Source organism: Serratia sp. CoH_122_TC_1, assembly GCF_058191755.1.
In genome coordinates, this window is record NZ_JBXWLA010000018.1 from 38,431 (window position 1) to 59,667 (window position 21,237).

At 54.9% G+C, this 21,237-nt stretch carries 22 protein-coding genes and 1 pseudogene; 8 read left to right on the forward strand and 15 right to left on the reverse strand.

Annotated elements, in window-relative coordinates; genetic code table 11:
* Positions 1 to 250: 250 nt before the first annotated feature.
* Positions 251 to 2,413 carry an ornithine decarboxylase SpeF gene (gene speF / locus AC2FC2_RS21025; RefSeq protein ID WP_490659888.1) on the forward strand — a complete coding sequence of 721 codons (2,163 nt, stop codon included), beginning with the start codon at positions 251 to 253 and terminating at the stop codon, positions 2,411 to 2,413.
* Positions 2,414 to 2,528: 115 nt separating this feature from the next.
* Positions 2,529 to 3,641, forward strand: coding sequence for a GGDEF domain-containing protein (locus AC2FC2_RS21030; RefSeq protein WP_490659868.1), 1,113 nt, complete (start codon positions 2,529 to 2,531; stop codon positions 3,639 to 3,641).
* 45 nt (positions 3,642 to 3,686) lie between these two features.
* Here the strand turns inward: AC2FC2_RS21030 and mltC are convergent, their stop codons facing one another.
* The 3 genes and pseudogenes from mltC to mutY form a co-directional block, all read right to left on the reverse strand.
* Positions 3,687 to 4,763, reverse strand: coding sequence for a membrane-bound lytic murein transglycosylase MltC (gene mltC / locus AC2FC2_RS21035; protein WP_490659869.1), 1,077 nt, complete (start codon positions 4,761 to 4,763; stop codon positions 3,687 to 3,689).
* A 69-nt stretch (positions 4,764 to 4,832) separates the two neighbouring features.
* On the reverse strand, positions 4,833 to 5,105 hold the full coding sequence (locus AC2FC2_RS21040) for an oxidative damage protection protein (RefSeq protein ID WP_061807913.1): 273 nt from the start codon (positions 5,103 to 5,105) through the stop codon (positions 4,833 to 4,835).
* Positions 5,102 to 6,280 (reverse strand): annotated as a pseudogene (gene mutY, locus AC2FC2_RS21045) (A/G-specific adenine glycosylase). Before mutY ends, AC2FC2_RS21040 begins: the two are co-directional and overlap by 4 nt.
* Positions 6,281 to 6,412: 132 nt before the next feature.
* On the opposite strand from mutY, the gene trmB reads away from it, so the two are divergent.
* The 4 genes from trmB to AC2FC2_RS21065 all read left to right on the forward strand — a co-directional run bounded on the left by trmB (position 6,413) and on the right by AC2FC2_RS21065 (position 9,349).
* A complete protein-coding gene (gene trmB / locus AC2FC2_RS21050; RefSeq protein ID WP_209637475.1) occupies positions 6,413 to 7,132 on the forward strand; it encodes a tRNA (guanosine(46)-N7)-methyltransferase TrmB in 720 nt (239 codons plus the stop codon).
* Positions 7,132 to 7,458, forward strand: a complete 327-nt coding sequence (locus tag AC2FC2_RS21055; protein WP_135318011.1) for a YggL family protein — start codon at positions 7,132 to 7,134, stop codon at positions 7,456 to 7,458. Before trmB ends, AC2FC2_RS21055 begins: the two co-directional genes overlap by 1 nt.
* Positions 7,459 to 7,679: 221 nt before the next feature.
* Positions 7,680 to 8,603 carry a glutaminase B gene (gene glsB, locus AC2FC2_RS21060; protein WP_265556853.1) on the forward strand — a complete coding sequence of 308 codons (924 nt, stop codon included), beginning with the start codon at positions 7,680 to 7,682 and terminating at the stop codon, positions 8,601 to 8,603.
* A 29-nt stretch (positions 8,604 to 8,632) separates the two neighbouring features.
* Positions 8,633 to 9,349 (forward strand): YggN family protein, encoded by a 717-nt coding sequence (locus AC2FC2_RS21065; protein WP_209637477.1) that lies wholly within the window; start codon positions 8,633 to 8,635, stop codon positions 9,347 to 9,349.
* A gap of 80 nt (positions 9,350 to 9,429) precedes the next feature.
* Here the strand turns inward: AC2FC2_RS21065 and hemW are convergent, their stop codons facing one another.
* The 6 genes from hemW to AC2FC2_RS21095 form a co-directional block, all read right to left on the reverse strand.
* The gene (hemW, locus tag AC2FC2_RS21070) at positions 9,430 to 10,569 is read right to left on the reverse strand and encodes a radical SAM family heme chaperone HemW (protein WP_209637480.1); all 1,140 of its coding nucleotides are present in this window, start codon (positions 10,567 to 10,569) and stop codon (positions 9,430 to 9,432) included.
* Positions 10,562 to 11,155, reverse strand: a complete 594-nt coding sequence (locus tag AC2FC2_RS21075) for an XTP/dITP diphosphatase (protein WP_209637482.1) — start codon at positions 11,153 to 11,155, stop codon at positions 10,562 to 10,564. Before AC2FC2_RS21075 ends, hemW begins: the two co-directional genes overlap by 8 nt.
* 72 nt (positions 11,156 to 11,227) lie before the next feature.
* On the reverse strand, positions 11,228 to 11,521 hold the full coding sequence (gene yggU / locus AC2FC2_RS21080; protein ID WP_265556841.1) for a DUF167 family protein YggU: 294 nt from the start codon (positions 11,519 to 11,521) through the stop codon (positions 11,228 to 11,230).
* Positions 11,518 to 12,072: a YggT family protein gene (locus tag AC2FC2_RS21085; protein WP_209637487.1), complete on the reverse strand. Its 555-nt coding sequence runs from the start codon at positions 12,070 to 12,072 to the stop codon at positions 11,518 to 11,520. Before AC2FC2_RS21085 ends, yggU begins: the two co-directional genes overlap by 4 nt.
* Positions 12,073 to 12,103: 31 nt before the next feature.
* Entirely contained in the window at positions 12,104 to 12,925 is an 822-nt protein-coding gene (proC, locus tag AC2FC2_RS21090) for a pyrroline-5-carboxylate reductase (RefSeq protein ID WP_490659870.1), read from the reverse strand.
* A 78-nt stretch (positions 12,926 to 13,003) separates the two neighbouring features.
* The gene (locus AC2FC2_RS21095; protein ID WP_209637491.1) at positions 13,004 to 13,711 is read right to left on the reverse strand and encodes a YggS family pyridoxal phosphate-dependent enzyme; all 708 of its coding nucleotides are present in this window, start codon (positions 13,709 to 13,711) and stop codon (positions 13,004 to 13,006) included.
* A 20-nt stretch (positions 13,712 to 13,731) separates the two neighbouring features.
* Between AC2FC2_RS21095 and AC2FC2_RS21100 the strand changes: the two genes are divergently transcribed.
* Entirely contained in the window at positions 13,732 to 14,760 is a 1,029-nt protein-coding gene (locus AC2FC2_RS21100) for a type IV pilus twitching motility protein PilT (protein ID WP_490659871.1), read from the forward strand.
* On the opposite strand, the gene ruvX is transcribed toward AC2FC2_RS21100, so the two are convergent.
* The 6 genes from ruvX to AC2FC2_RS21130 form a co-directional block, all read right to left on the reverse strand.
* Positions 14,757 to 15,179, reverse strand: coding sequence for a Holliday junction resolvase RuvX (ruvX, locus tag AC2FC2_RS21105; protein ID WP_037416753.1), 423 nt, complete (start codon positions 15,177 to 15,179; stop codon positions 14,757 to 14,759). The two genes, AC2FC2_RS21100 and ruvX, sit on opposite strands and share 4 nt — an antisense overlap.
* A complete protein-coding gene (locus AC2FC2_RS21110; RefSeq protein WP_209637495.1) occupies positions 15,179 to 15,742 on the reverse strand; it encodes a YqgE/AlgH family protein in 564 nt (187 codons plus the stop codon). The genes ruvX and AC2FC2_RS21110 overlap by 1 nt, the downstream gene beginning before the upstream one ends.
* 154 nt (positions 15,743 to 15,896) lie before the next feature.
* Positions 15,897 to 16,847 (reverse strand): glutathione synthase, encoded by a 951-nt coding sequence (gene gshB / locus AC2FC2_RS21115; RefSeq protein ID WP_265556836.1) that lies wholly within the window; start codon positions 16,845 to 16,847, stop codon positions 15,897 to 15,899.
* Positions 16,848 to 16,857: 10 nt separating this feature from the next.
* Complete coding sequence (gene rsmE / locus AC2FC2_RS21120) at positions 16,858 to 17,589, reverse strand: 16S rRNA (uracil(1498)-N(3))-methyltransferase (protein ID WP_265556835.1); 732 nt, start codon at positions 17,587 to 17,589, stop codon at positions 16,858 to 16,860.
* A 263-nt stretch (positions 17,590 to 17,852) separates the two neighbouring features.
* On the reverse strand, positions 17,853 to 18,548 hold the full coding sequence (gene endA, locus AC2FC2_RS21125) for a deoxyribonuclease I (protein WP_209637501.1): 696 nt from the start codon (positions 18,546 to 18,548) through the stop codon (positions 17,853 to 17,855).
* Positions 18,549 to 18,649: 101 nt separating this feature from the next.
* A complete protein-coding gene (locus AC2FC2_RS21130; protein WP_490309121.1) occupies positions 18,650 to 19,162 on the reverse strand; it encodes a SprT family zinc-dependent metalloprotease in 513 nt (170 codons plus the stop codon).
* A gap of 351 nt (positions 19,163 to 19,513) precedes the next feature.
* Here AC2FC2_RS21130 and fumA point away from each other — a divergent pair, with 351 nt between their 5' ends.
* On the forward strand, positions 19,514 to 21,160 hold the full coding sequence (gene fumA / locus AC2FC2_RS21135; protein WP_209637505.1) for a class I fumarate hydratase FumA: 1,647 nt from the start codon (positions 19,514 to 19,516) through the stop codon (positions 21,158 to 21,160).
* Positions 21,161 to 21,237 lie beyond the last annotated feature (77 nt).

The window sequence follows — 21,237 nt, forward strand, 5'->3', positions numbered from 1 at the left end:
GCATCTGTGTTGGCCACACTCACACGCCCGAGACACTGACGGATGTCAGCTTATCGAGGTTGGTTCACTTGCCGCCTGGATGCAATACCCATTATTTTGGATAGCTACCTGATAACCTCAGGAGAGTCAGCCGGTCACAATTGCGCTCTATGCTGCAACCCCGGACATCACTTTGCCGGGATAACCTTTGTTATCTCATTACTGTGCCCTGTGGCACACCCTCATCCTTAACCGTTTGAGAGTTAGCATGATGAAAGAATTGAAAATCGCCACCAGCGCCAGCCTGGTCGCTACCATTGAAACGCTGCGTCAGATCGTCCGCGTAGAGCAAACGGACTACACCGATGTTGCTGCATTAGTGGTGTCGGTTGATGACGTCAACACCGGTATCCTGACGCAACTTAAAGCGACCGGGTTCGAGATCCCGACCTTTGTGGCGGTTGCCGCGGATGAACATCTTTCACCGGACTACCTGCCTTTTATCAGCGGCGTGTTTGCACTGGACGGCGCCAGTAAGGCGTTCTATATGGCGCAATTGGAGGCTGCTGCGGATGCCTATGAGCAAGCGTTGTTGCCGCCGTTTTTCAAGACATTGAAAACCTATGTGGAAATGGAGAACTCGACCTTTGCTTGCCCTGGGCACCAAGGTGGGGAGTTTTTCCGCAAACACCCGGCCGGTCGAAAGTTTTTCGAGTTCTACGGTGAAACGCTTTTCCGTTCTGACATGTGCAATGCTGATGTGAAGTTGGGCGATCTTTTGATCCACGAAGGGTCGGCCAAGGATGCGCAAAAGCATGCTGCGCGGGTATTCAACGCCGATAAAACCTACTTTGTGCTCAATGGGACTTCTGCGGCCAACAAAGTCGTGACCAATGCACTGCTGACGCGTGGCGACCTGGTACTGTTCGACCGCAACAACCATAAGTCCAATCACCATGGCGCCTTGATTCAAGCCGGTGCGACACCGGTGTATCTGGAAACGGCGCGCAACCCGTTTGGTTTCATTGGCGGTATTGATTCACGCTGCTTTGATGAACACTACCTGCGCGAGCAAATTCGTGACGTTGCGCCAGAAAAGGCCAATGCAGCACGTCCGTTCCGGCTGGCAATCATTCAGCTTGGTACCTATGACGGCACCATCTATAACGCACGTCAGGTGATCGACACTATCGGCCATCTGTGTGACTACATCCTGTTTGACTCTGCCTGGGTAGGTTACGAAGGCTTTATCCCGATGCTGAAAGAGTGCTCCCCGTTGTTGTTGGAGCTCGATGAGCTGGATCCGGGCATCTTTGTCACTCAATCGGTGCATAAGCAGCAGGCAGGCTTCTCACAGACTTCGCAGATCCACAAGAAAGACGATCACATCAAGGGGCAGAAGCGCCACTGCAATCACAAGCATCTCAATAATGCTTTCATGCTGCACGCTTCGACCAGCCCGTTTTACCCGCTGTTCGCCGCGCTGGATGTGAATGCCAAGATGCATGCCGGGGCAGCCGGTCGGCGCATGTGGATGGACTGCGTTAAACTGGGCATTGAGACGCGCAAGCAACTGTTGGAGCGCTGCTCGCAGCTTAAACCCTTTATTCCGCTGCAGGTGGCGGGTAATAATTGGCAAGATTACGACACCGATCTGATCGCCAACGACGCGCGTTTCTTCAACTTTGTACCGGGTGAGAAATGGCACGGTTTTGAAGGCTATGCTCAGGATCAGTATTTGGTGGACCCGTGCAAACTGCTGTTGACCACGCCGGGCATTGACGCGGCCACCGGCCAGTACACCGAGTTTGGCGTGCCGGCGACTATTCTGGCCAACTTCTTGCGCGAGAACGGCATTGTTCCTGAAAAATGCGATCTTAATTCAATCTTGTTCCTGCTGACTCCGGCGGAAAACCCGGCCAAGATGGAACAGTTGGTGGACATGTTGGTGCAGTTCGAACGCTATGTGGCAGAAGATGCGCCGTTAAGCGTGGTCCTACCAACGGTATATCGCAAGAATGAACAGCGCTATCGCGGTTATACCTTGCGCCAACTGTGTCAGGAAATGCACGATCTGTACGTCAGCTTTGACGTCAAGCAGCTGCAAAAAGAGATGTTCCGTCAGCGTCATTTCCCACAGGTGATGATGAACCCACAAGACGCGAATGTGGAATTTATTCGCGATAACGTCGAACTGGTGCCTATCGGCCAGGCGGAAGGGCGCATTGCGGCGGAAGGCGCATTACCTTACCCACCGGGCGTATTGTGCGTGGTGCCTGGAGAAGTCTGGGGCGGGGCGGTGCAGCGTTACTTCCTGGCCTTGGAAGACGGGATTAACCGGCTGCCGGGCTTCTCGCCGGAGTTGCAGGGCGTGTATATAGAGAAAAAAGATCACGGCTGGAAACGCATCTTCGGCTATATGATCAAGCAATAGCGACAGGCGGCCCATAACGGGCCGCTTTCACATTATCGGTTCACGGGATGACAAAGCTGAAACCCACCACTACCTTTTAGGTAAAACCATAGATATCAAGAATAAGAATAAGAAGATGAAAGAAGAGGGTTATCTGGAGTGGGTAGACGGAGAGAAAAGGCGCTCGACGCTACGTAATTTTAACTGGTTCTTATTGGTTAACGCCCTGTTCTCTGTCTATTTGTTTTTCCAACGGGGTCAGGCCTTTGCTGCCCACTCTTTCGCGCAGTTGATAGGCGAAATGCCGGCGATAAGCGCCGTGATCCCGGTGTCGGCTCTGTCCTATGTTGTTTTACGTCAGTTAGCCCCAAGAGGGGAAAGTGCCGCGTGGCGTGGCGCCGTCGTTTCTATCTCGCTGCTGGCTTTGTGCTGGTGTGCCATTTTTCACCACCTTATCGTCAACGATCTCATTTACCTGGTCTACCCGCTGACGATAGGCCTGCTGTTTTCTTCATTGGTCGCGTTTTACCTGTCGCCAAAGCTGTTTTTCTTGTTCAGCATGCCGGTGCTGCTGGTCGCTATTGCCGAGAATATTTTTATCCGCAGCGCCTTTTCGCTGGCGAACATGATTTCATATGCGCTGATGCTGTTTCTGATTTACTCGGCTCAGCGGCGGTTGAAGCAGTGGTTCCAGTTGGCGATTGAGCGTGAGCAAGAAAACAAACGACTGATTGAACGCCTGAGCAAGCTGGCGCACCGCGATCCACTTACGGGTATCGCCAACCGGCGTTACTTTGATCACTACTTTGACGCTGTGTTATTGCGGGAGTCGACGCTGCAGTCGCCCTTTGCCCTGATCCTGCTGGACGTCGATTTTTTCAAAAAATACAACGACCATTATGGCCATCAGCAGGGGGATGAGTGCCTGATCAGGCTAGCCGCCTGTCTGGAGAGCGCGACCCGGCGTTCGCAGGATCTGGTGGCCCGCTATGGTGGTGAAGAGTTTATTATCCTGCTGCCGAAATCCGATGCCCGTGAGGCTGAACACGTAGCACAACGAATCGCGGCGCTGCTCGCGGGGTTGGCGTTGCCGCATGCAGATTCTGAGGTGGCGCAATGGGTGACGGTAAGCCAGGGGGTTGCGCAATGGCAACCGGGACAAAGCCGTGAGCAACTGCTGGCGGCAGCCGATATGGCGTTATACCGTGCCAAGGCGCTTGGTCGCAATGGCTATAGCATTGCAGAGTGATGTGGTTGGTCAGGACTGCGCGACAGGCCGCCCTGACCAAGGTGATTAACGGCGTCGATAGCTCTTCTGCGCGTTGTTCACTTTTACCAGGTAGCGGCGTGATTCACCGGCTGGATGCTTGGTCGTCAACGTCTGGTAGACGTCGCCCGGCTGCATGCCATTGATGATACCCACCGCGCGCGTCCTGTCGCTGGAGAACACCCGCAATACGCTGCCTGCGCCACCGTTATAGGCGGTGATAACGGCATAGCGGCGTGAGGTTGGGTTCTGGATGCCGCCCAAATAGTTGTTCTGCAAAATGGCCAAATAGGCAGTACCGGTGTCGATGTTGTTCTCTGGATCGAACAGGTAGCTGCGGCTTGGCGTACCCCATTTCCCGCGCATCTGGAACACGTCTTTACCGGCGGTGTGTTGTACCACCTGCATCAGGCCGAGTGCATCCGAACCGCTTACCGCATACGGGTTAAAGCTTGATTCTGTCTGCATGATGGCCAGGATCAGTGATTCTTCAACACCGTATTTTTCCGGCGCTTTACGGACCATTGGCAGGTATTTATGCGCACGTTTGTCCAGGTGGTTTGGTACCAACTGGATGGTGATTGAGTAAATCACGTGCAGGCCGGAGGTGCGTTTTTGCAGTTTGGTCTGCAACAGGTAGTCAGCAAAGTGCGCCGCACGCCATTCCCAACGGATCGGCGCGCCTTTGTTATCCAGCACCTGGCCGTACAGGAACGGCTCTTTACTGATCTGGATATCGTTGACGTCGGAATAGAGATCGATAGAACCCGGATCGTCACCCATCAGCAAGGTGCTGATAATCGCCTGACGCAGGTGTGCAGCAGGATCGGTGGTGGCGATGGTTTCAATGGTGATGGCACCAGAATCAAAGTTAATGTGGCTACGGGTTTGATACTGGTCGGTATATTTAACGTAATCTTTTGGCCCGGCGATCAGAACTTCGTTCAGACCCCAGATATTCTCAATGTTGTGGGCGAACTGCCCCATCAGGATCTCAAAGCCATTGGTGTCTTTGACCCAGGCTTCGTTGACGTCTTCACTTTTTTTGCTGGAACAAGAAATCAGCAAAGGCGCTATCACTAGCAAAGCTAAAATTTTCTTCATCTAAAATAAAAGCCGTATACGAGAAGAATTTAAGGTATTGAAGAGGGCCAGCGCCTGGCCCCAACAGCGTTATTCGCTTGGCGGCGTATAGCCTTCGATGTGCACGTCATGCCCTTCGAACAGGAACTTGATCATTTCCGCTTCCAGCAGTTTGCGGTCATCCACGTTCATCATGTTCAGCTTCTTCTCGTTGATCAGCATGGTTTGTTTTTTCATCCATTCTGCCCAGGCTTCTTTCGAGATCTCGTTATAGATACGTTTGCCGACGTCCCCAGGATAAAGCTGGAAGTCCTGCCCTTCGGCATCACGCTGCAGGAAGGTACAAAAAATGGTTCTGCTCATGCTAATTCCTCATCAATGGCGCTATCGCCAAATAAACCCGTCATACTTTCGACGTCTTTAGGGTATTAATCCTGCTGGCGCGGTGACTGTTTTGCCAGCTGTTGTAACAGACGGTCAACCGGCGCTGCCAGCCCGACCGATGGCGGCTGCGCTAAGTTATACCAGAGACCGGCACCCTCATCCATGCTGCTGCCTGCGTCGTCCATTTCCAGCCATATCGGCACAATATCGAGATGGAAATGACTGAAAGTATGGCGAAATGCGGTCAACTGTTGCTGGCGATTGTTTTTCAGACCGCGTTGTTGCAGCCAGAGTTCCATCTCTTCACGTTCGCTGAACTGCGGGAAGCAGAATAGGCCTCCCCAAAGCCCAACGGCCGGACGTTGTTCCAACCAGGCTTGTTCGCCCTGCTGCAACAATAAAAAGTAGGCCGTTTTTTCCGGTAAAGTCTGCTTGGGTTTCTTACCCGGGTATTTCGCCCAGCTGTGATTGGCATAGGCGATACAGCCCAGGCTGAGCGGGCATAGCTCGCATTTGGGCTTGGAGCGGGTGCAGACCATCGCACCCAGATCCATCATCGCCTGATTGAACTGGCCGACGCCTTGGGCTGGGGTAACATTTTCACTGATCTGCCACAGACGGTTTTCGACGTCCTTCTTGCCCGGCCAGCCTTCCACCGCATAGCAGCGTGCCAACACGCGTTTCACGTTGCCGTCGAGGATCGGATAATGTTGGCCGAGTGCCAACGACAGCACTGCCCCAGCGGTTGAACGGCCGATTCCGGGCAGCGCGTGGATTTCTTCAAAGGTTGTCGGGAACTCGCCGCCGTGCTGTGCGACAATAGTCTGCGCAGCCTTGTGCAGGTTACGCGCTCGGGCGTAGTAGCCCAGGCCGGTCCACAGATGCAGCACTTCGTCCAGCGGCGCCTCTGCCAGAGCACGCACGTTGGGAAAACGGGCAATAAAGCGCTGAAAGTAAGGGATCACGGTGGCAACCTGAGTTTGTTGCAACATGACCTCAGAGAGCCATACTTGATAGGCGGTTTTATCCAACTGCCACGGCAAGGTTTTGCGGCCGTAGCGTTGGTACCAGTCAAGCACCACCTGTGCGAACTGTTGTGCTTGCATCATAAGCAGATTCGATATCCGGCAGAAAATGAAGCGCGATTGCAGCATAGAGTCATGATGCTGTAAACCGGAACTTTCCGACGTCGCACGGCAGGTACATAAGATGAACACTTGCTAAACCAATGTATCTTTGCATAATGCGCGTTTCCCTAATTAGCAGCCAAACAGACAGAAAGCACTATGATTAATGACGTCATCTCCCCGGAATTTGATGAGAACGGCCGCGCTATGCGCCGTATCCGCAGTTTTGTTCGCCGCCAAGGGCGGCTGACCAAAGGCCAGCAGCACGCGCTGGACCACTATTGGCCGGTGATGGGCGTGGAGTATCAGGCTGAACCTGTCGACATCGCAGCACTGTTCGGGCGCGATGCGCCAACCGTGCTGGAGATCGGTTTTGGTATGGGCGCCTCGCTGGTGACCATGGCGGGCAATAACCCGCAGCAGAACTTCTTGGGGATTGAAGTACATTCGCCGGGCGTGGGCGCGTGCTTGGCCGACGCCACCGAAGCGGAATTGAGCAACCTGCGCGTAATGTGTCACGACGCGGTTGAGGTGCTGGAGAATATGATCCCGGACGGTTCGCTGGACATGGTTCAGCTGTTTTTCCCCGATCCGTGGCACAAAGCGCGCCATAACAAGCGTCGCATCGTACAGACGCCGTTTGTTGAATTGGTGCGTCGTAAACTAAAAGTTGGCGGCGTGTTCCACATGGCTACCGACTGGCAGCCTTATGCAGAACATATGTTAGAGGTTATGAACGGGATCTCAGGCTACCGTAATCTTTCCAGCGATAATGATTATGTGCCGCGTCCGGATTCACGCCCACTGACAAAATTTGAATTACGTGGCCAGCGTCTGGGACATGGCGTTTGGGATTTGATGTTTGAGAGGAAAGAATAATGGCTAAGAACCGCAGTCGTCGTTTACGTAAAAAGTTACACATTGAAGAGTTTCAGGAGCTGGGTTTCTCCGTAGCATGGCGTTTTGCCGAAGGCACTTCGGTTGAAGATATCGACGGCACGCTGGACGCTTTCATTGATGAAGTGATCGAGCCGAACGGCATGGCGTTTGACGGTAGCGGCTATCTGCAGTGGGAAGGTTTGATCTGCCTGCAAACTATTGGTCACTGCACCGACGAACAGCGCGAACTGGTCAAAAAATGGCTGGAAGCGCGTAAACTGTCCGACGTTAAGGTCAGCGATCTGTTCGATATCTGGTGGGACTGATTTTCCCTGCCCGATCGGCGCGGCCCGGTGCCGCGCTAGGCTTATTGATTTTAAGGTGCCTTAACGGCGCCTTTGTTTTATGCCCAAAATATTTCAAGTTGCAGCTAGGCGGCAAGTTTGTGAGTCCTCGGGAGCTTACTCAGGTAAGTGACCGGGGCGATGAAACGCAGCCAACAACGCGGCGGCTTGAAAGATGAAGGGAGACCCGGAGTGTGACCGCGGTGGTAACTACATTGGATAACGCGTTGCTGGATGACATTCTGCAACAGGTGCGCCCGCTGATTGGCCAGGGCAAAGTGGCGGATTACATTCCTGCGTTGGCGGAAGTGGCTGCTGATCGCTTGGCCATTGCCATTTGCACTGTCGACGGTGAAATGTTCCAGGCGGGTGACGCCACCGAGCGCTTCTCTATTCAGTCTATTTCTAAGGTGCTGAGCCTGACGCTGGCACTGGCGCGCTATCAGGAACATGAAATCTGGCAGCGGGTCGGCAAAGAGCCTTCCGGCCTGCCGTTCAACTCGTTGTTGCAGCTGGAGATGGAGCAGGGTAAACCGCGCAATCCGTTTATTAACCCCGGTGCGCTGGTGGTGTGCGACATGCTGCAAACCCGGCTCAGCGCCCCCAAACAGCGCATGCTGGAAGTGGTGCGCCAACTGGCCGGTGAAGATGACCTGGCCTATGACGCGCGGGTGGCACGTTCCGAGTTTGAGCACTCGGATCGCAATGCCGCAATAGCCTATCTGATGAAATCATTCGGTAACTTCGAAAACGACGTGCTCACCGTGCTGCAAACGTATTTTCACTACTGTGCGCTGCGAATGAGTTGCGTAGAGCTGGCACGCAGCTTTGTTTACCTGGCCAATCATGGCCGCGATCTTCGAGGGCGTGAAGTGATCAGCCCATTGCAGGCGCGGCAGATTAATGCGCTGATGATGACCAGCGGTATGTACGACGGCGCAGGGGAGTTTGCTTACCGTGTGGGTATGCCGGGCAAATCTGGCGTCGGCGGCGGCATTGTCGCCATTGTTCCCGATGAGCTGTCGATCGCCGTCTGGTCACCGGAGCTGGATGCTTCCGGTAACTCATTGGCGGGAACTGCGGCACTGGAACTGTTGTCTCAACGGATTAGCCGTTCGATTTTTTAGCCCATCACGGAAGGGCGTCAGGAGAAAATATGTTAAAGAAAACCGGGCTAGCCTTGTTGCTGTTGACGGCTTCACAGGCACATGCCGAGTATCAGTGCAGTGTTAAACCTCAGGACGACGTGATTATCAGCCCGCAAAATGTGCAGGTGACGGGCGCCAGTGGCAATCTGCAGATTTCACCTGATGGTGATGTTACCCGCAACGGCCAGGCCTTGAGCATAAATGACAGCCAGCGCCAAAAGGCGTTCAGCTATCAGAGCGCACTGCGCAAAGAATTGCCGTGGATCGATAAAGGTGCGCAGCAACACCTGGAGAAAGCGCGAGTGGCGCTGGACAAGGTCATTGTGAAGGAGCTGGGTAGCGACAGTAACGTGCGCAACCGCCTGACCACCCTGAATGGGCAGCTCAAGCAGCAAATGAACCGTATCATCGAGCACCGCAGCGACGGCCTGACCTTCCACCACAAGGCGATTGATCAGGTTGAGCAGGATGGCCGTAATCTCGTGCAGCAGAGCATGGGCGGTGTGTTGCAAGACAGCCTGAATGAGATGGGCGTCAAACAGGCTGCCAACAGTGGCGGTAACCCGTTGCAGGCGATCATGGGTAATCTGGGTGGCCTACAGAAAGCGATTCAGAATGAATGGAACAACCAAGAGCAGGACTTCCAGAACTTTGGCCGTGACGTGTGTAACCGTGTTACTGGTCTGGAAACTCAGCGTAAAGACCTGTTGAAGGCGTTGAAGTAACACGACATCACGCTGGTCGCCTGCTGTTTTACGTCTTCCAACTGAAGCAAAAAAAAGCGCTGAATATTCAGCGCTTTTTTCTATTCATCTGCCAGGAACAACTCCAGCAGCGAGTTAAGGAACAGTTTGCCTTTCTCGGTGATTTGCCAATACTCCGGCGTTTCTTCCAGATAGCCTTTCGCCAATGCTTCATCCAGGGGCGCACGGATGGTGCTTTCATCCAGCCCGGTGTAGTTGACGAATTCGGCTCGCGGCGCGGCTTCCAGCAAGCGGAAACGGTTCATGAAGAATTCGAACGGCCGATCGGCCGCCGTCACCTCATGCTGCTTGTCCATATACTTGCCCTGCATAAAACCGCGCGGGTGCTTGGTCTTCGCGGTGCGCAGAATACGGCCGTCGCTGAAGGTCACTTTGCCGTGTGCACCACAACCAATCCCCAAATAGTCGCCAAAGCGCCAATAGTTGAGGTTGTGTTGGCACTGATAGCCTGGCTTGGCATAGGCCGAGGTTTCATATTGCTGGTAACCGGCGGCGCTCAGTAACGCGTGGCCGCGCTCGAAAATGTCCCACAACGCGTCGTCGTCCGGCAATACCGGTGGACGTGAGCTGAACAGCGTATTGGGTTCGATGGTCAGTTGATACCATGACAGGTGCGGCGGATTAAGGGCTATCGCCTGGCGCAAATCGTCCAGCGCCTCTTCCAATGACTGATCCGGCAGGCCGTGCATCAAATCAAGGTTAAAACTGCGCAGCCCGAGACCGGTGGCCAGGTGTGCCGCGCGTTTGGCCTCTTCCGGGCCGTGAATCCGCCCCAGACGGGTTAACTTCTCGGCGCTGAAGCTTTGCACGCCGATAGAAATGCGGTTCACACCGGCGCGCTGGTAGCCGCTGAAGCGATCGGCCTCTACGGTACCGGGGTTCGCCTCCATGGTGATCTCGGCACCCTCAACCACGTGAATACGTGCCCGGACACCGTCCAGCAGGGATTGCATCGCTTCGGCACTGAGCAGGCTAGGGGTACCGCCGCCGATAAAAATGGTACTGATTTCGCGGCCGGCAACCAATGGCAGATCGGCATCCAGATCTGCCAACACATGATCGACATATTCTTGATGCGGTACTTCACCCTTCAACGCATGCGAGTTGAAGTCGCAGTACGGGCATTTCTGCACGCACCACGGGATATGAATGTACAAACTCAGCGGGGGCAACTTAAGCATTACGCATTGCTTCCAGCATCAGTTTCAGCGCTTTACCACGGTGGGATACTGCACGTTTCTCATCACGGCTCAGCTCCGCTGCAGTACGGCCCAGTTCCGGGACATAGAAGATGGGATCGTAACCGAAGCCGCCTTCACCTGCGGCGGCAAAGGTGATCTCGCCGGCCCAGCTACCGTGGAATACCAACGGCGTGGGATCTTCCGCATGGCGCATATACACCAGTACGCAGTGGAACTGTGCACCGCGACTGCCCTGCGGCACGTCTTTCAGCGCAACCAGGAGTTTGTCGAGGTTTTGCTGGTCAGAAGCGTCAACGCCCGCGTAGCGCGCAGAATAGATGCCTGGTGCACCGCCCAGCGCGTCGACAGCCAGGCCCGAGTCGTCGGCAATCGCCGGCAGGCCGGTGATTTGCGCGGCATGGCGTGCTTTCAGGATCGCGTTTTCGATGAAGGTCAGGCCGGTTTCCTCTGCGGAATCCACGCCCAGCTCGGTTTGTGCGACCACATTCAGCCCGAAATCGGCCAGCAGGTCGGCGAGTTCACGCACTTTGCCCGGGTTACCGGTGGCAAGAACGACTTTTTGCATAGTGACTACCTTGAAAATGATTCGATGATGCTCTGCGTAGCTGAAGCCGCAGCGGCCTTGCTGCTGATCCAGCTACTTTGTGTATAGCGCCGCGACCACGGCGGGGATCTGTTGCGGATTAACGATGCGTAACTGTTTATGCCGCCCCAGTTCGCCTTTCTCGATGGTGACGTTGCTTTTCGCCACTTTGAACTGCTTGGCAAGAAATTTGATCAAATGAGCGTTGGCCTGGCCGTCTACCGGCGGGGCGGTAATGGCGACTTTAAGTTCGTCACCATGCAAACCGATAATCTGGTCGCGGCTGGCTTTTGGCTGAATATATAGCCTGATAGCCAGCCCGTCCAGCACCGGAGTAACAGCACTCACAGCAGGAACCAGATCTCGCCGAACACATCCATGCCCAGGTAATTGATCAGATACAAGATCAGGATCACGACCATCGCTGAGAAATCGATGCCGCCCATCGCCGGCAGAATACGGCGGATAGGGGACATTAAAGGCTCAGTCAGTTGATACATCAACTGATCGATTGGGCTGCGGCCCTGGCTGATCCAGCTCATCAGCGCACGGATAATCATTACCCAGAAGATCAGGTAACCGGCCGACTTCACCAGCGAGATAAGGCCAAACAGCAGGTTATATGGGCTGAGTGACATTGCGCCGCCTTGAATGAGCAACAGCAGCGGGTACTTGATGGTCATCAGCAAGAATGCCAACAGCAGCGAGGCGCTGTCGATTGGCCCAAGTGACGGGATGATACGGCGCAGTGGGCCAACCACCGGCTGGGTGATCTTCACGACAAACTGTGCGAATGGGTTGTAAAAGTCAGCGCGTGTCCACTGCATCCAGATGCGCAGCAGCAGTACCATGACGTAAAGATCGACAACGGTTTTGACCAAAAAAGTCAGCGTTAGCATGTAGTAGCCCTTCTCCTTAACTCTCGATTATTTAAAATGATTTTTCCATTTCCTGCGCGCGGGATACTGCCGCTTGCATGGCTTTGGCCACGGTGGCCGGCAGCTGTTGTTCGTTGAACACCCGTAACGCCTCGGCGGTGGTGCCGCCTTTGGAGGTGACCTGTTCACGCAAAGTCGACAATGGCGTATCCGGGTTGGCTTCGACCAGTGCGGCTGCGCCAGAAGCGGCCTGTTGTACCAGGTTGCGGGCGGTTTGGCTGTCAAAGCCCATACGTTCGGCTTCCTGTTGCATTGCTTCCATAAACAGGAAGAAATACGCCGGTGCGCTGCCCGCTGTGGCGATGACGCTATTGATGCCATTTTCGTCATCCACCCAACAAACCTTACCGACGGATGCCATCAAATCGCTGGTGTAGTCGCGGTCCTGCTGGCTAACGTGCTGTGGCGCGTACAGGCCACTCATGCCTTTGCCTACCAATGATGGGGTGTTCGGCATGATGCGCACGATGTTAAGTTTATCCCCCAGCAGCTGGTAAAAACGGCTGACCTGAATACCCGCAGCGATGGACAACACCAGTTTGCCGCTGAAATCGATCTGATCGTGCAGGGGCTGACACACGTCCGCCATCATTTGCGGTTTTACCGCCAGCACCACGACATCGGCAGTACGTGCGCAGGCAAGGTTATCGCCGCTGCTGATGATGCCGTAGTCTGCCGCCAACGCATCACGGTTTTTGGCCGAGGGTGCGCAGACGCTGATGGATGTAGCGGGGTAACCCCCGGCAACCAGGCCGGCGATGATAGCGCGTGCCATATTACCGGCACCAATAAAGGTAATCTTACGGTGTTGCATTAAAACCCCTCATCTGTGTGTATACCCGTCGTCTTTCAAGCCGGCCGTAGGACGGCAACGTGAAAGCCAAGGGGCATATTAGGCCTGTGAATAATCACGGGCGCCAAAAATTGCGGTGCCAATACGCACCAGGGTGCTGCCAGCGGCAATCGCCGCCGCCATGTCATCGGTCATGCCCATCGACAGCGTGTCCACCTGGGGATACTGCTGTTGCAGGGCCAGAAAGGCCTCACGCATTTGCCCGAACACCGCCAACTGGCTCTGGTAATCCTCTTGCGGAGCGGGGATGGCCATCAGCCCGCGCAGCTTGATATTCGGCAGGGCGGCAACCGCCTCAGCCAGTGCCGGCAATTCAGCCAGTACAATGCCAGATTTACTCTGTTCATCGCTGATATTTATTTGGATCAGCACGTTAAGCGGCGGCATGTCAGCCGGGCGTTGATCGCTCAAACGCAGGGCGATACGCAACCGATCGACGGTGTGGCACCAGGCAAAGTGTTCTGCCACCAGCCGACTCTTGTTGGATTGCAGTGGGCCGATAAAGTGCCAATCCAGCGTTGCACCTTCTGGCAGTGCGGAGAAATGTTGAACCTTATCCACGCCTTCCTGAACATAGTTCTCGCCAAAGGCGCGCTGGCCTGCCGCGATGGCTTCTGCGATCGCCGCCACAGGTTTGGTTTTGCTCACTGCAAGCAGCGTCACTTCTTCTGGAGCGCGAGCGCAGCCTTGAGCGGCCGCGGCAATGCGGTTTCTGACATCCTGCAGATTCTGTTGGATAGTGCTCATTATTGACCCAGGAGATTGATATGGATATCGATGAATTCGTGGCCCTTAGTGTAAAGCATAATGCTTCGGATCTGCACCTTTGTACCGGTCATCGACCGATGTTGCGCATTGATGGCGATCTGCAGCCCTTGGAAGGGGCGGAAATGCTCACCGAGGCGAGTATGCATTTGCTGTGCAGCATGCTGTTGCAACCGGCGCAGTGCCAGCAGTTGCAACAGCAGGGCCAGCTCGATCTGGCACTTTCTCTGTCGGGCGGTATCCGGCTGCGTGCCAATTTCTTTTTGCAACGTCAGGGCATTTCCATTGCCTTGCGGCTTATTGCCGATCGCTGTCCAACCTTGGCAGCTCTGGCAGCTCCCGACATTATCCCGGCGCTATTGCGGCGGGAGGACGGTTTGATTCTGGTGACGGGAGCGACGGGCAGCGGCAAGTCGACCACGCTTGCGGCGATGATTGACAACATTAATCAGCACCAGCGGCGGCATATCCTCACGGTGGAGGATCCTATCGAGTTTATCCACTGTAGCCAGAAGTGTTTAATCCAACAGCGGGAATTGGGCCGCGATAGCCACAGTTTTGACGACGCATTGCGCGCCGCACTGCGTGAAGATCCTGATGTGATTTTACTGGGCGAATTGCGTGATACCGCCACAATACGTCTGGCGCTGACTGCCGCGGAGACAGGTCATCTGGTACTGGCAACCTTGCATACCCGCAGCGCGCCACAGGCGATCGATCGGCTGGTGGATGTTTTCCCGGCGGAGGAAAAGCCTTATGTGCGTACCCAGTTGTCTGGCAGTTTGCAGGCGGTGATTGCCCAAAAGCTATTGAGCAGGCTGGGCGGAGGGCGTGTGGCTATTTTTGAAGTATTAACGGTAACTGCGGCAGTCAGCAGCATGATCCGCGAAGGCAAAACCCATCAACTGGCCAGCGTGCTGCAAACGGGTGGGCAGTTTGGCATGCAGACATTTGAACAGGGTTTGCAACAGCGGATCAGCGCCGGGTTACTGAGTGGGGAAGAGAACGCTTTCGGCTCAGGGGGCGATTAACCCAATTGCCGCTCAAACCAGCTTTCCAGGATCACGACGGCGGAAGCAGAGTCCACGCTGCCCTTGTCCAGAGCACGGAAGCCGCCGCGATCGAACAGATTAGCACGGGCTTCGACAGTACTGAGGCGTTCATCATGCAGCGCGATCTGTACGCCAAAGCGGCCATGCAAGCGGTTGGCGAACTTGCGTGCTTGCTCTGTGACCAGCTGCTCCGTGCCGTCCATGTTCAGCGGCAGGCCGACGACGACCAGATCAGGTTGCCACTCTTTCAGCAGTTTCTCGATCTTTTGCCAGTCCGGCTTACCCTCTTGGGCTTTGAACGCCGCCAGTGCACGTGCGCTCCCGGTGAGCTCCTGCCCGATGGCAGCTCCAATGCTTTTGGTGCCGAAGTCGAAGGCGATAATGGTGCGGTTGGTCATCAAGCGTGTCCTGCGTGGTTGGCAATGCTACAAATGTCGATACCGAGGCGGTTAGCTGCCTCGCGCCAGCGGTTGGCGATTGGCGTATGGAACAGAATGTTGGCGTCGGCTTCAATGGTCAGCCAGGCGTTTTCCAGCACTTCCTGTTCCAGCTGCCCCTTTTCCCAGCCGGCATAACCGAGCGCTACCAGCACGTCATCGGGTTGGTCTGCGGTGCCCAGCGTCTCCAGCACGTCTTTCGACGTGGTGATCATGGTTTCTGGTGAGATCTGAATGCTTGAACCGAAGCCCTCACAGGGGGTATGCAGGATAAAGCCGCGATCGTCCGCCAGCGGGCCACCGGCAAATACGGGTTTATCCAGGCTGATGGCCGGATCACGTGCCTGTGGCATGATCTTCAGTTTGCTCAGCACCGTTCCCACCGTGAACTGTTCCATCGGTTTATTGATCACCAGGCCCATGGCGCCGTCTTCATTGTGCTCGCAGACATAAATTACCGAGCGTTTGAAGCGAGGATCCTGAAGTGATGGCATAGCGATAAGAAAATGGTGCTGTAAATTCATGGTGTTATTTAAGGTAATTGATTGGTGAGAAGTTAAACAACCGCCAGTATGCGGTCATACCCATCGCCTTTCAAGCCGCAGCTTGCTTGACGCGGGCCGAGCGAGCCGGCCCGTGAAGCCAGAATGGCGGGCGACGGTATCGCCCGCACTGCGATTATTTTGCCGCCAGACGTTTTTCTATCGCGTCCATCAGCATGCCGGTAATCGACACCGGGAAGGCGGCTTCGATTTCCCGTGCACAGGTTGGGCTGGTGACGTTGATTTCGGTCAGGCGATCACCGATCACGTCCAGGCCAACAAAGATCAGCCCTTTTTCTTTCAGGGTTGGTGCCACCGCACGTGCGATTTTCCAGTCGCTTTCGCTCAACGGGCGAGCTTCGCCACGGCCACCTGCGGCCAGGTTGCCACGGGTTTCGCCCTGTGCGGGAATGCGCGCCAGGCAGTAAGGTACCGGCTCCCCATCAACCACCAGAATGCGTTTATCACCTTCCTTGATGGCCGGCAGGAAGTTTTGCGCCATGCAGAAACGGCTACCGTGTTCGGTCAGGGTTTCGATAATGACCGACAGGTTAGGGTCGTCTTGTTTTACGCGGAAGATCGACGCGCCACCCATGCCATCCAGCGGTTTGAGGATGATATCGCCATGCTGCTGATGGAATTTGCGGATGTGCGCTGCGCTGCGGCTGACCAAGGTATCCGGCGTCAGTTCCGGGAACCAGGCGGTGAACAGCTTTTCGTTGCAGTCGCGCAGGCTTTGCGGCTTGTTGACCACCAGCGTGCCTTTAACCTCTGCGCGTTCCAGAATGTAGGTCGCATAGATGTATTCGGTATCGAAAGGCGGGTCTTTACGCATCAGGATCACGTCCAGATCCTGCAGCGCCAGATCTTGCTCGCTGCCAAAGCTGAACCAACTCTCTTTATCTTCCTTTACGCTCAGCAGGCGAGTGCGGGCGCGGCCGTCACCGGCGTGAAGATAGAGATCGTCCATTTCCATGTAGTGCAGTTCCCAGCCACGACGCTGCGCTTCGAGCAGCATGGCGAAGCTGGTGTCTTTCTTGATGTTGATGGAGGCGATAGGGTCCATCACGATGCCGAGCTTAATCATCTTTTCTCCTTTAACCCAGATCACCGAAACGTACCTGCAAAGCGGTAATCGCGGTGAGCGCTGTGGTTTCTGTACGCAGAACGCGTGGCCCCAGCAGGATATCAGTAAATCCGTGGCCTGTGGTCATCGCAATTTCGTCGGCGGATAAACCGCCTTCCGGCCCGATCAGCAGGCGGACATGTTCCACCGGCAGCGGCAACGTATTGATACTGTGGCTGGCGCGCGGATGCAGGTTAAGTTTCAGGCTGCCATCTTGCTCGGCGCACCAGTCTTCCAGTTTCATAGCTTCGCGAATTTCCGGAATACGGTTACGGCCGCACTGCTCGCAGGCGGCGATGGCGATCTTCTGCCATTGCTGAATTTTTTTCGCCAGGCGTTCACCATCCAGCTTCACACCGCAGCGCTCGGAAAACAGCGGAGTGATGACATTGACGCCAAGCTCGATGGATTTCTGAATGGTGAATTCCATCTTCTCACCGCGAGAAATCACCTGGCCCAGATGCAGATTGAGCGGTGATTCACGGTCTTCCTGTTGGCCGGCACCGAGTCGCACCAGCACGTTTTTTTTATCGACCTGGGTGATCTCGGCGTCAAACACCTGGTTGCTGCCGTCAAAGAGCTGCAGCGCTTGGCCGGCGCTCATACGCAGTACACGCCCGATGTGGTTGGCTGCGTCTTCGCTCAACGCGACTTCCGCATGATCGTTCAACGGCTGCGGGTGATAAATGCGGGGTATACGCATAGAAATATTCGATCCTGACTAATGTGCAGTCATCAGTGCTGCAGCTTAAAAAAAAAGAGTATATACCCAAAGTAATTGAAGCTGCAGCAAGGCGGCAAGTGAGTGCATCCCGATGAGCTTACTGAGGTAAGTGATTCGGGATACAAATCTGCCGGGAGCAGATTTGAACGCGGGTTGCAGCGGCCCCTTTAGGGGCGTGGCCCACGGATGGGCCACGTAAGCTCACGCAGTCAACACCGCGGCAGCTTTAAGTACGAACGGAGTTAGCCGTTTCGTTGCTGGCAAGCCTGTTGAATATAGGGATTATGATTGCCCTGAACCTTAGCGATGCGTGCCTCGCGCAGGCATTCCCACTGGCTTACCGGATATTGACGGTTCCACACGTCAAAAAGCTGGGTCTGTTGGCGTGAAAGCTGCAGTTGATAGCGATCGCGCATATAGAAGTAAGTACGAGCGATGGCACCGCGGGCGCGGGCGGGCGGTTCGGCCTGTTTGTTTTTGAAGTCCACTTTCATTGGACACTGGCCATATTGGCCTTCCCCTCCTTTCCACTGGCTGTACATGAAGTTGTTACGATCGCCATTCACTTCACCTATCGCGGGCTGCAGGTTGTGCAGGTCGGTCTCGATTTGTCGGTAGCCAGCATCCTTATTACAGTTTTTACGGCCACCCTGCTGCCAGCACTGTAATTGGTGACCAAATTGCCAGGCGGGTACCACATGTTCCCATTCGATACGCTGCGCGCGCTGGGCATTTTTACGCGCCTGATAGCCGCAACTGTTCAGATCGGGAATGCCTTTCTTGCCCTGCCAGTCGATCCGGCAGCCGCAGTAGAATGAGCCCGGCGCGTCCTGGTTAATTTTAGCCGCCGCCGTTTTGGCCTGAGAAAAGTTATTGATGCCGTGGGCCTGTGCGGCACCGGCAGTGAGAACCACCATAAACAAAATTTTGCGAAGCATATTCCAAAACAGCTCAAAATTGGAAAAGCAGGCAGGGTAACGGAAGTTTAAGGCAGTGGCAAATGGCGATATTTACTTGTTTTAACGTATAAATCGTTTCGTTAAAGCGGATCGTTAGCGATAAATCTCAGCTTTTCGCCGCACTGACGGCAGCGGTATTCACTCTCTCCACGCAGCACCCGATTATGGCGACGCACAGTGAGCTGGTGCTGTTGGCAACGGCACAGGTAGGGGAAGGTTTTGCTCTGTACTGAGGCAATCTCAAATTGATGAGTACGGCTGGCAGGGACCTGCAAGACGCTTTCCATCATCCAACGCCATTCATTGCCGTGAGGAGGGACGCGACCAAACTGGCGAAATACCAACAGGTGTGCCAGTTCATGGGGCACCACTTCGTCGATAAACGCCTGTTGGTTTTCCATCAGCAATATGGGGTTTAGCCTGATTTCCCAAGCCTGTAGCCAGGCCGTACCCGCGCTGGTGCCGCGCTGTTGGTAAACGACTTTAGGCTCCGGAAACTCGACGGAAAAGTGCTGACGGGCCAACTGCAATTTTTCTCGCAGGCAGCGCATCACCGCTTGTTGTAGCGCAATGGGGATTCTTACTTTGTTCATTGCCGCTAGCTTAAGCAATGGCGCATCGGCTGGCAAGATGTGCAGTTGCAAGCAGGTTTTTCACCGCATTGATAACCCGATCGACGCTGATGGATTGTAATCAATGTGTTAACTGCGGGATAATAAACCGTACATGCTGAGTCTGTACCCGTTGGGGACGCCTATATTCGTCCCGATTGACGCGGGCGCAGTATACGCTGCCCCTACAAAGCAGGGGGTTATTATGCGATTTAGCGCAATAACCGACTGATTAAAAATACGTAAGGTATGGGGAGTTTTTTGACGCGGCCTGCCCCGAGCTGGCTGAGTAAGTGTGAATTTAACGCAGCTGATGTTGCAAGTGAGAGATCAATGTCGAATAAACCGTTCCATTATCAAGATCCGTTCCCGCTGAAGAAAGACGATACCGAATACTATCTGTTGAGCCGCGATCACGTTTCCGTGAGCGAGTTTGAAGGCCAGGAAGTCCTGAAAGTAGCCCCCGAAGCGTTAACCCTCCTTGCTCAACATGCGTTCCATGACGCCTCATTCATGCTGCGCCCAGCGCACCAGCAGCAGGTTGCCGATATTCTCAAAGATCCGGACGCCAGCGAAAACGACAAGTACGTTGCGCTGCAATTTCTGCGTAACTCAGAAATCGCCGCCAAGGGTATTTTACCGACCTGTCAGGACACCGGGACGGCCATTATCGTCGGCAAAAAGGGCCAGCGTGTCTGGACTGGCGGTGGTGATGAAGCCGCATTGTCACGCGGGGTGTATAACACCTTTATTGAAGACAACCTGCGTTATTCGCAAAACGCCGCGCTGGATATGTACAACGAGGTCAACACCGGCAGCAACCTGCCAGCGCAGATTGATCTCTACAGCGTCGACGGTGAAGAATATAAATTCCTGTGCATCGCCAAGGGCGGTGGTTCAGCCAACAAAACCTATCTTTACCAAGAAACCAAAGCGCTGCTGTCACCGGGCAAGTTGAAGGACTATTTGGTTGAGAAAATGCGCACGTTGGGTACCGCGGCTTGCCCGCCTTATCACGTCGCGTTTGTTATCGGCGGGACGTCTGCCGAGGCAACGTTGAAAACCGTGAAGCTGGCGTCCACCAAGTACTACGACGGGCTACCGACCGAAGGTAACGAACACGGCCAGGCGTTCCGCGATGTGGCGTTGGAAGCCGAATTGCTGAAAGAAGCGCAGAACCTCGGGTTAGGTGCCCAGTTTGGTGGTAAATACTTTGCGCACGACATCCGCGTGGTACGTCTGCCGCGTCATGGCGCATCCTGCCCGGTGGGCATGGGGGTTTCCTGTTCCGCGGACCGCAATATCAAAGGCAAGATCAACCGTGACGGCATCTGGCTGGAGAAACTGGAACATAACCCGGGCAAGTTTATTCCACAGGAACTGCGCCAGGCCGGGGAAGGTGAGGCGATTAAAATCGATCTTAACCGCCCAATGGCCGAGATCCTCAAACAGCTGTCGCAATACCCGGTATCCACCCGTTTGTCACTGAGTGGCACCATTATCGTGGGCCGTGATATTGCACACGCCAAATTGAAAGAGCGGCTGGACAAGGGGGAAGGCTTGCCGCAGTACGTGAAGGATCACCCGATTTACTATGCTGGCCCGGCCAAAACGCCGGACGGCTACGCATCGGGTTCGCTGGGGCCGACAACCGCTGGGCGTATGGACTCGTACGTTGATCTGCTGCAGTCCCACGGTGGCAGTATGATTATGCTGGCGAAAGGTAACCGTAGCCAACAGGTGACCGACGCTTGTAACAAGCACGGTGGCTTCTATCTCGGCAGTATCGGTGGCCCAGCTGCGGTATTGGCGCAGCAGAGCATCAAGAGCCTGACCTGTGTCGAATACCCGGAGTTGGGGATGGAAGCGATCTGGAAAATCGAAGTGGAAGATTTCCCGGCGTTTATTCTGGTCGATGATAAAGGCAATGACTTCTTCCAGAAGATCCAGGCCGGCCAATGTTCACGCTGCGTGAAATAACCCCGCTCTAAAGACCTACCGCCCGACGCCGGGCGGTAGGTTTCCTGCTTGTGGGGTTCATGTGTAAAGTCCTGTAG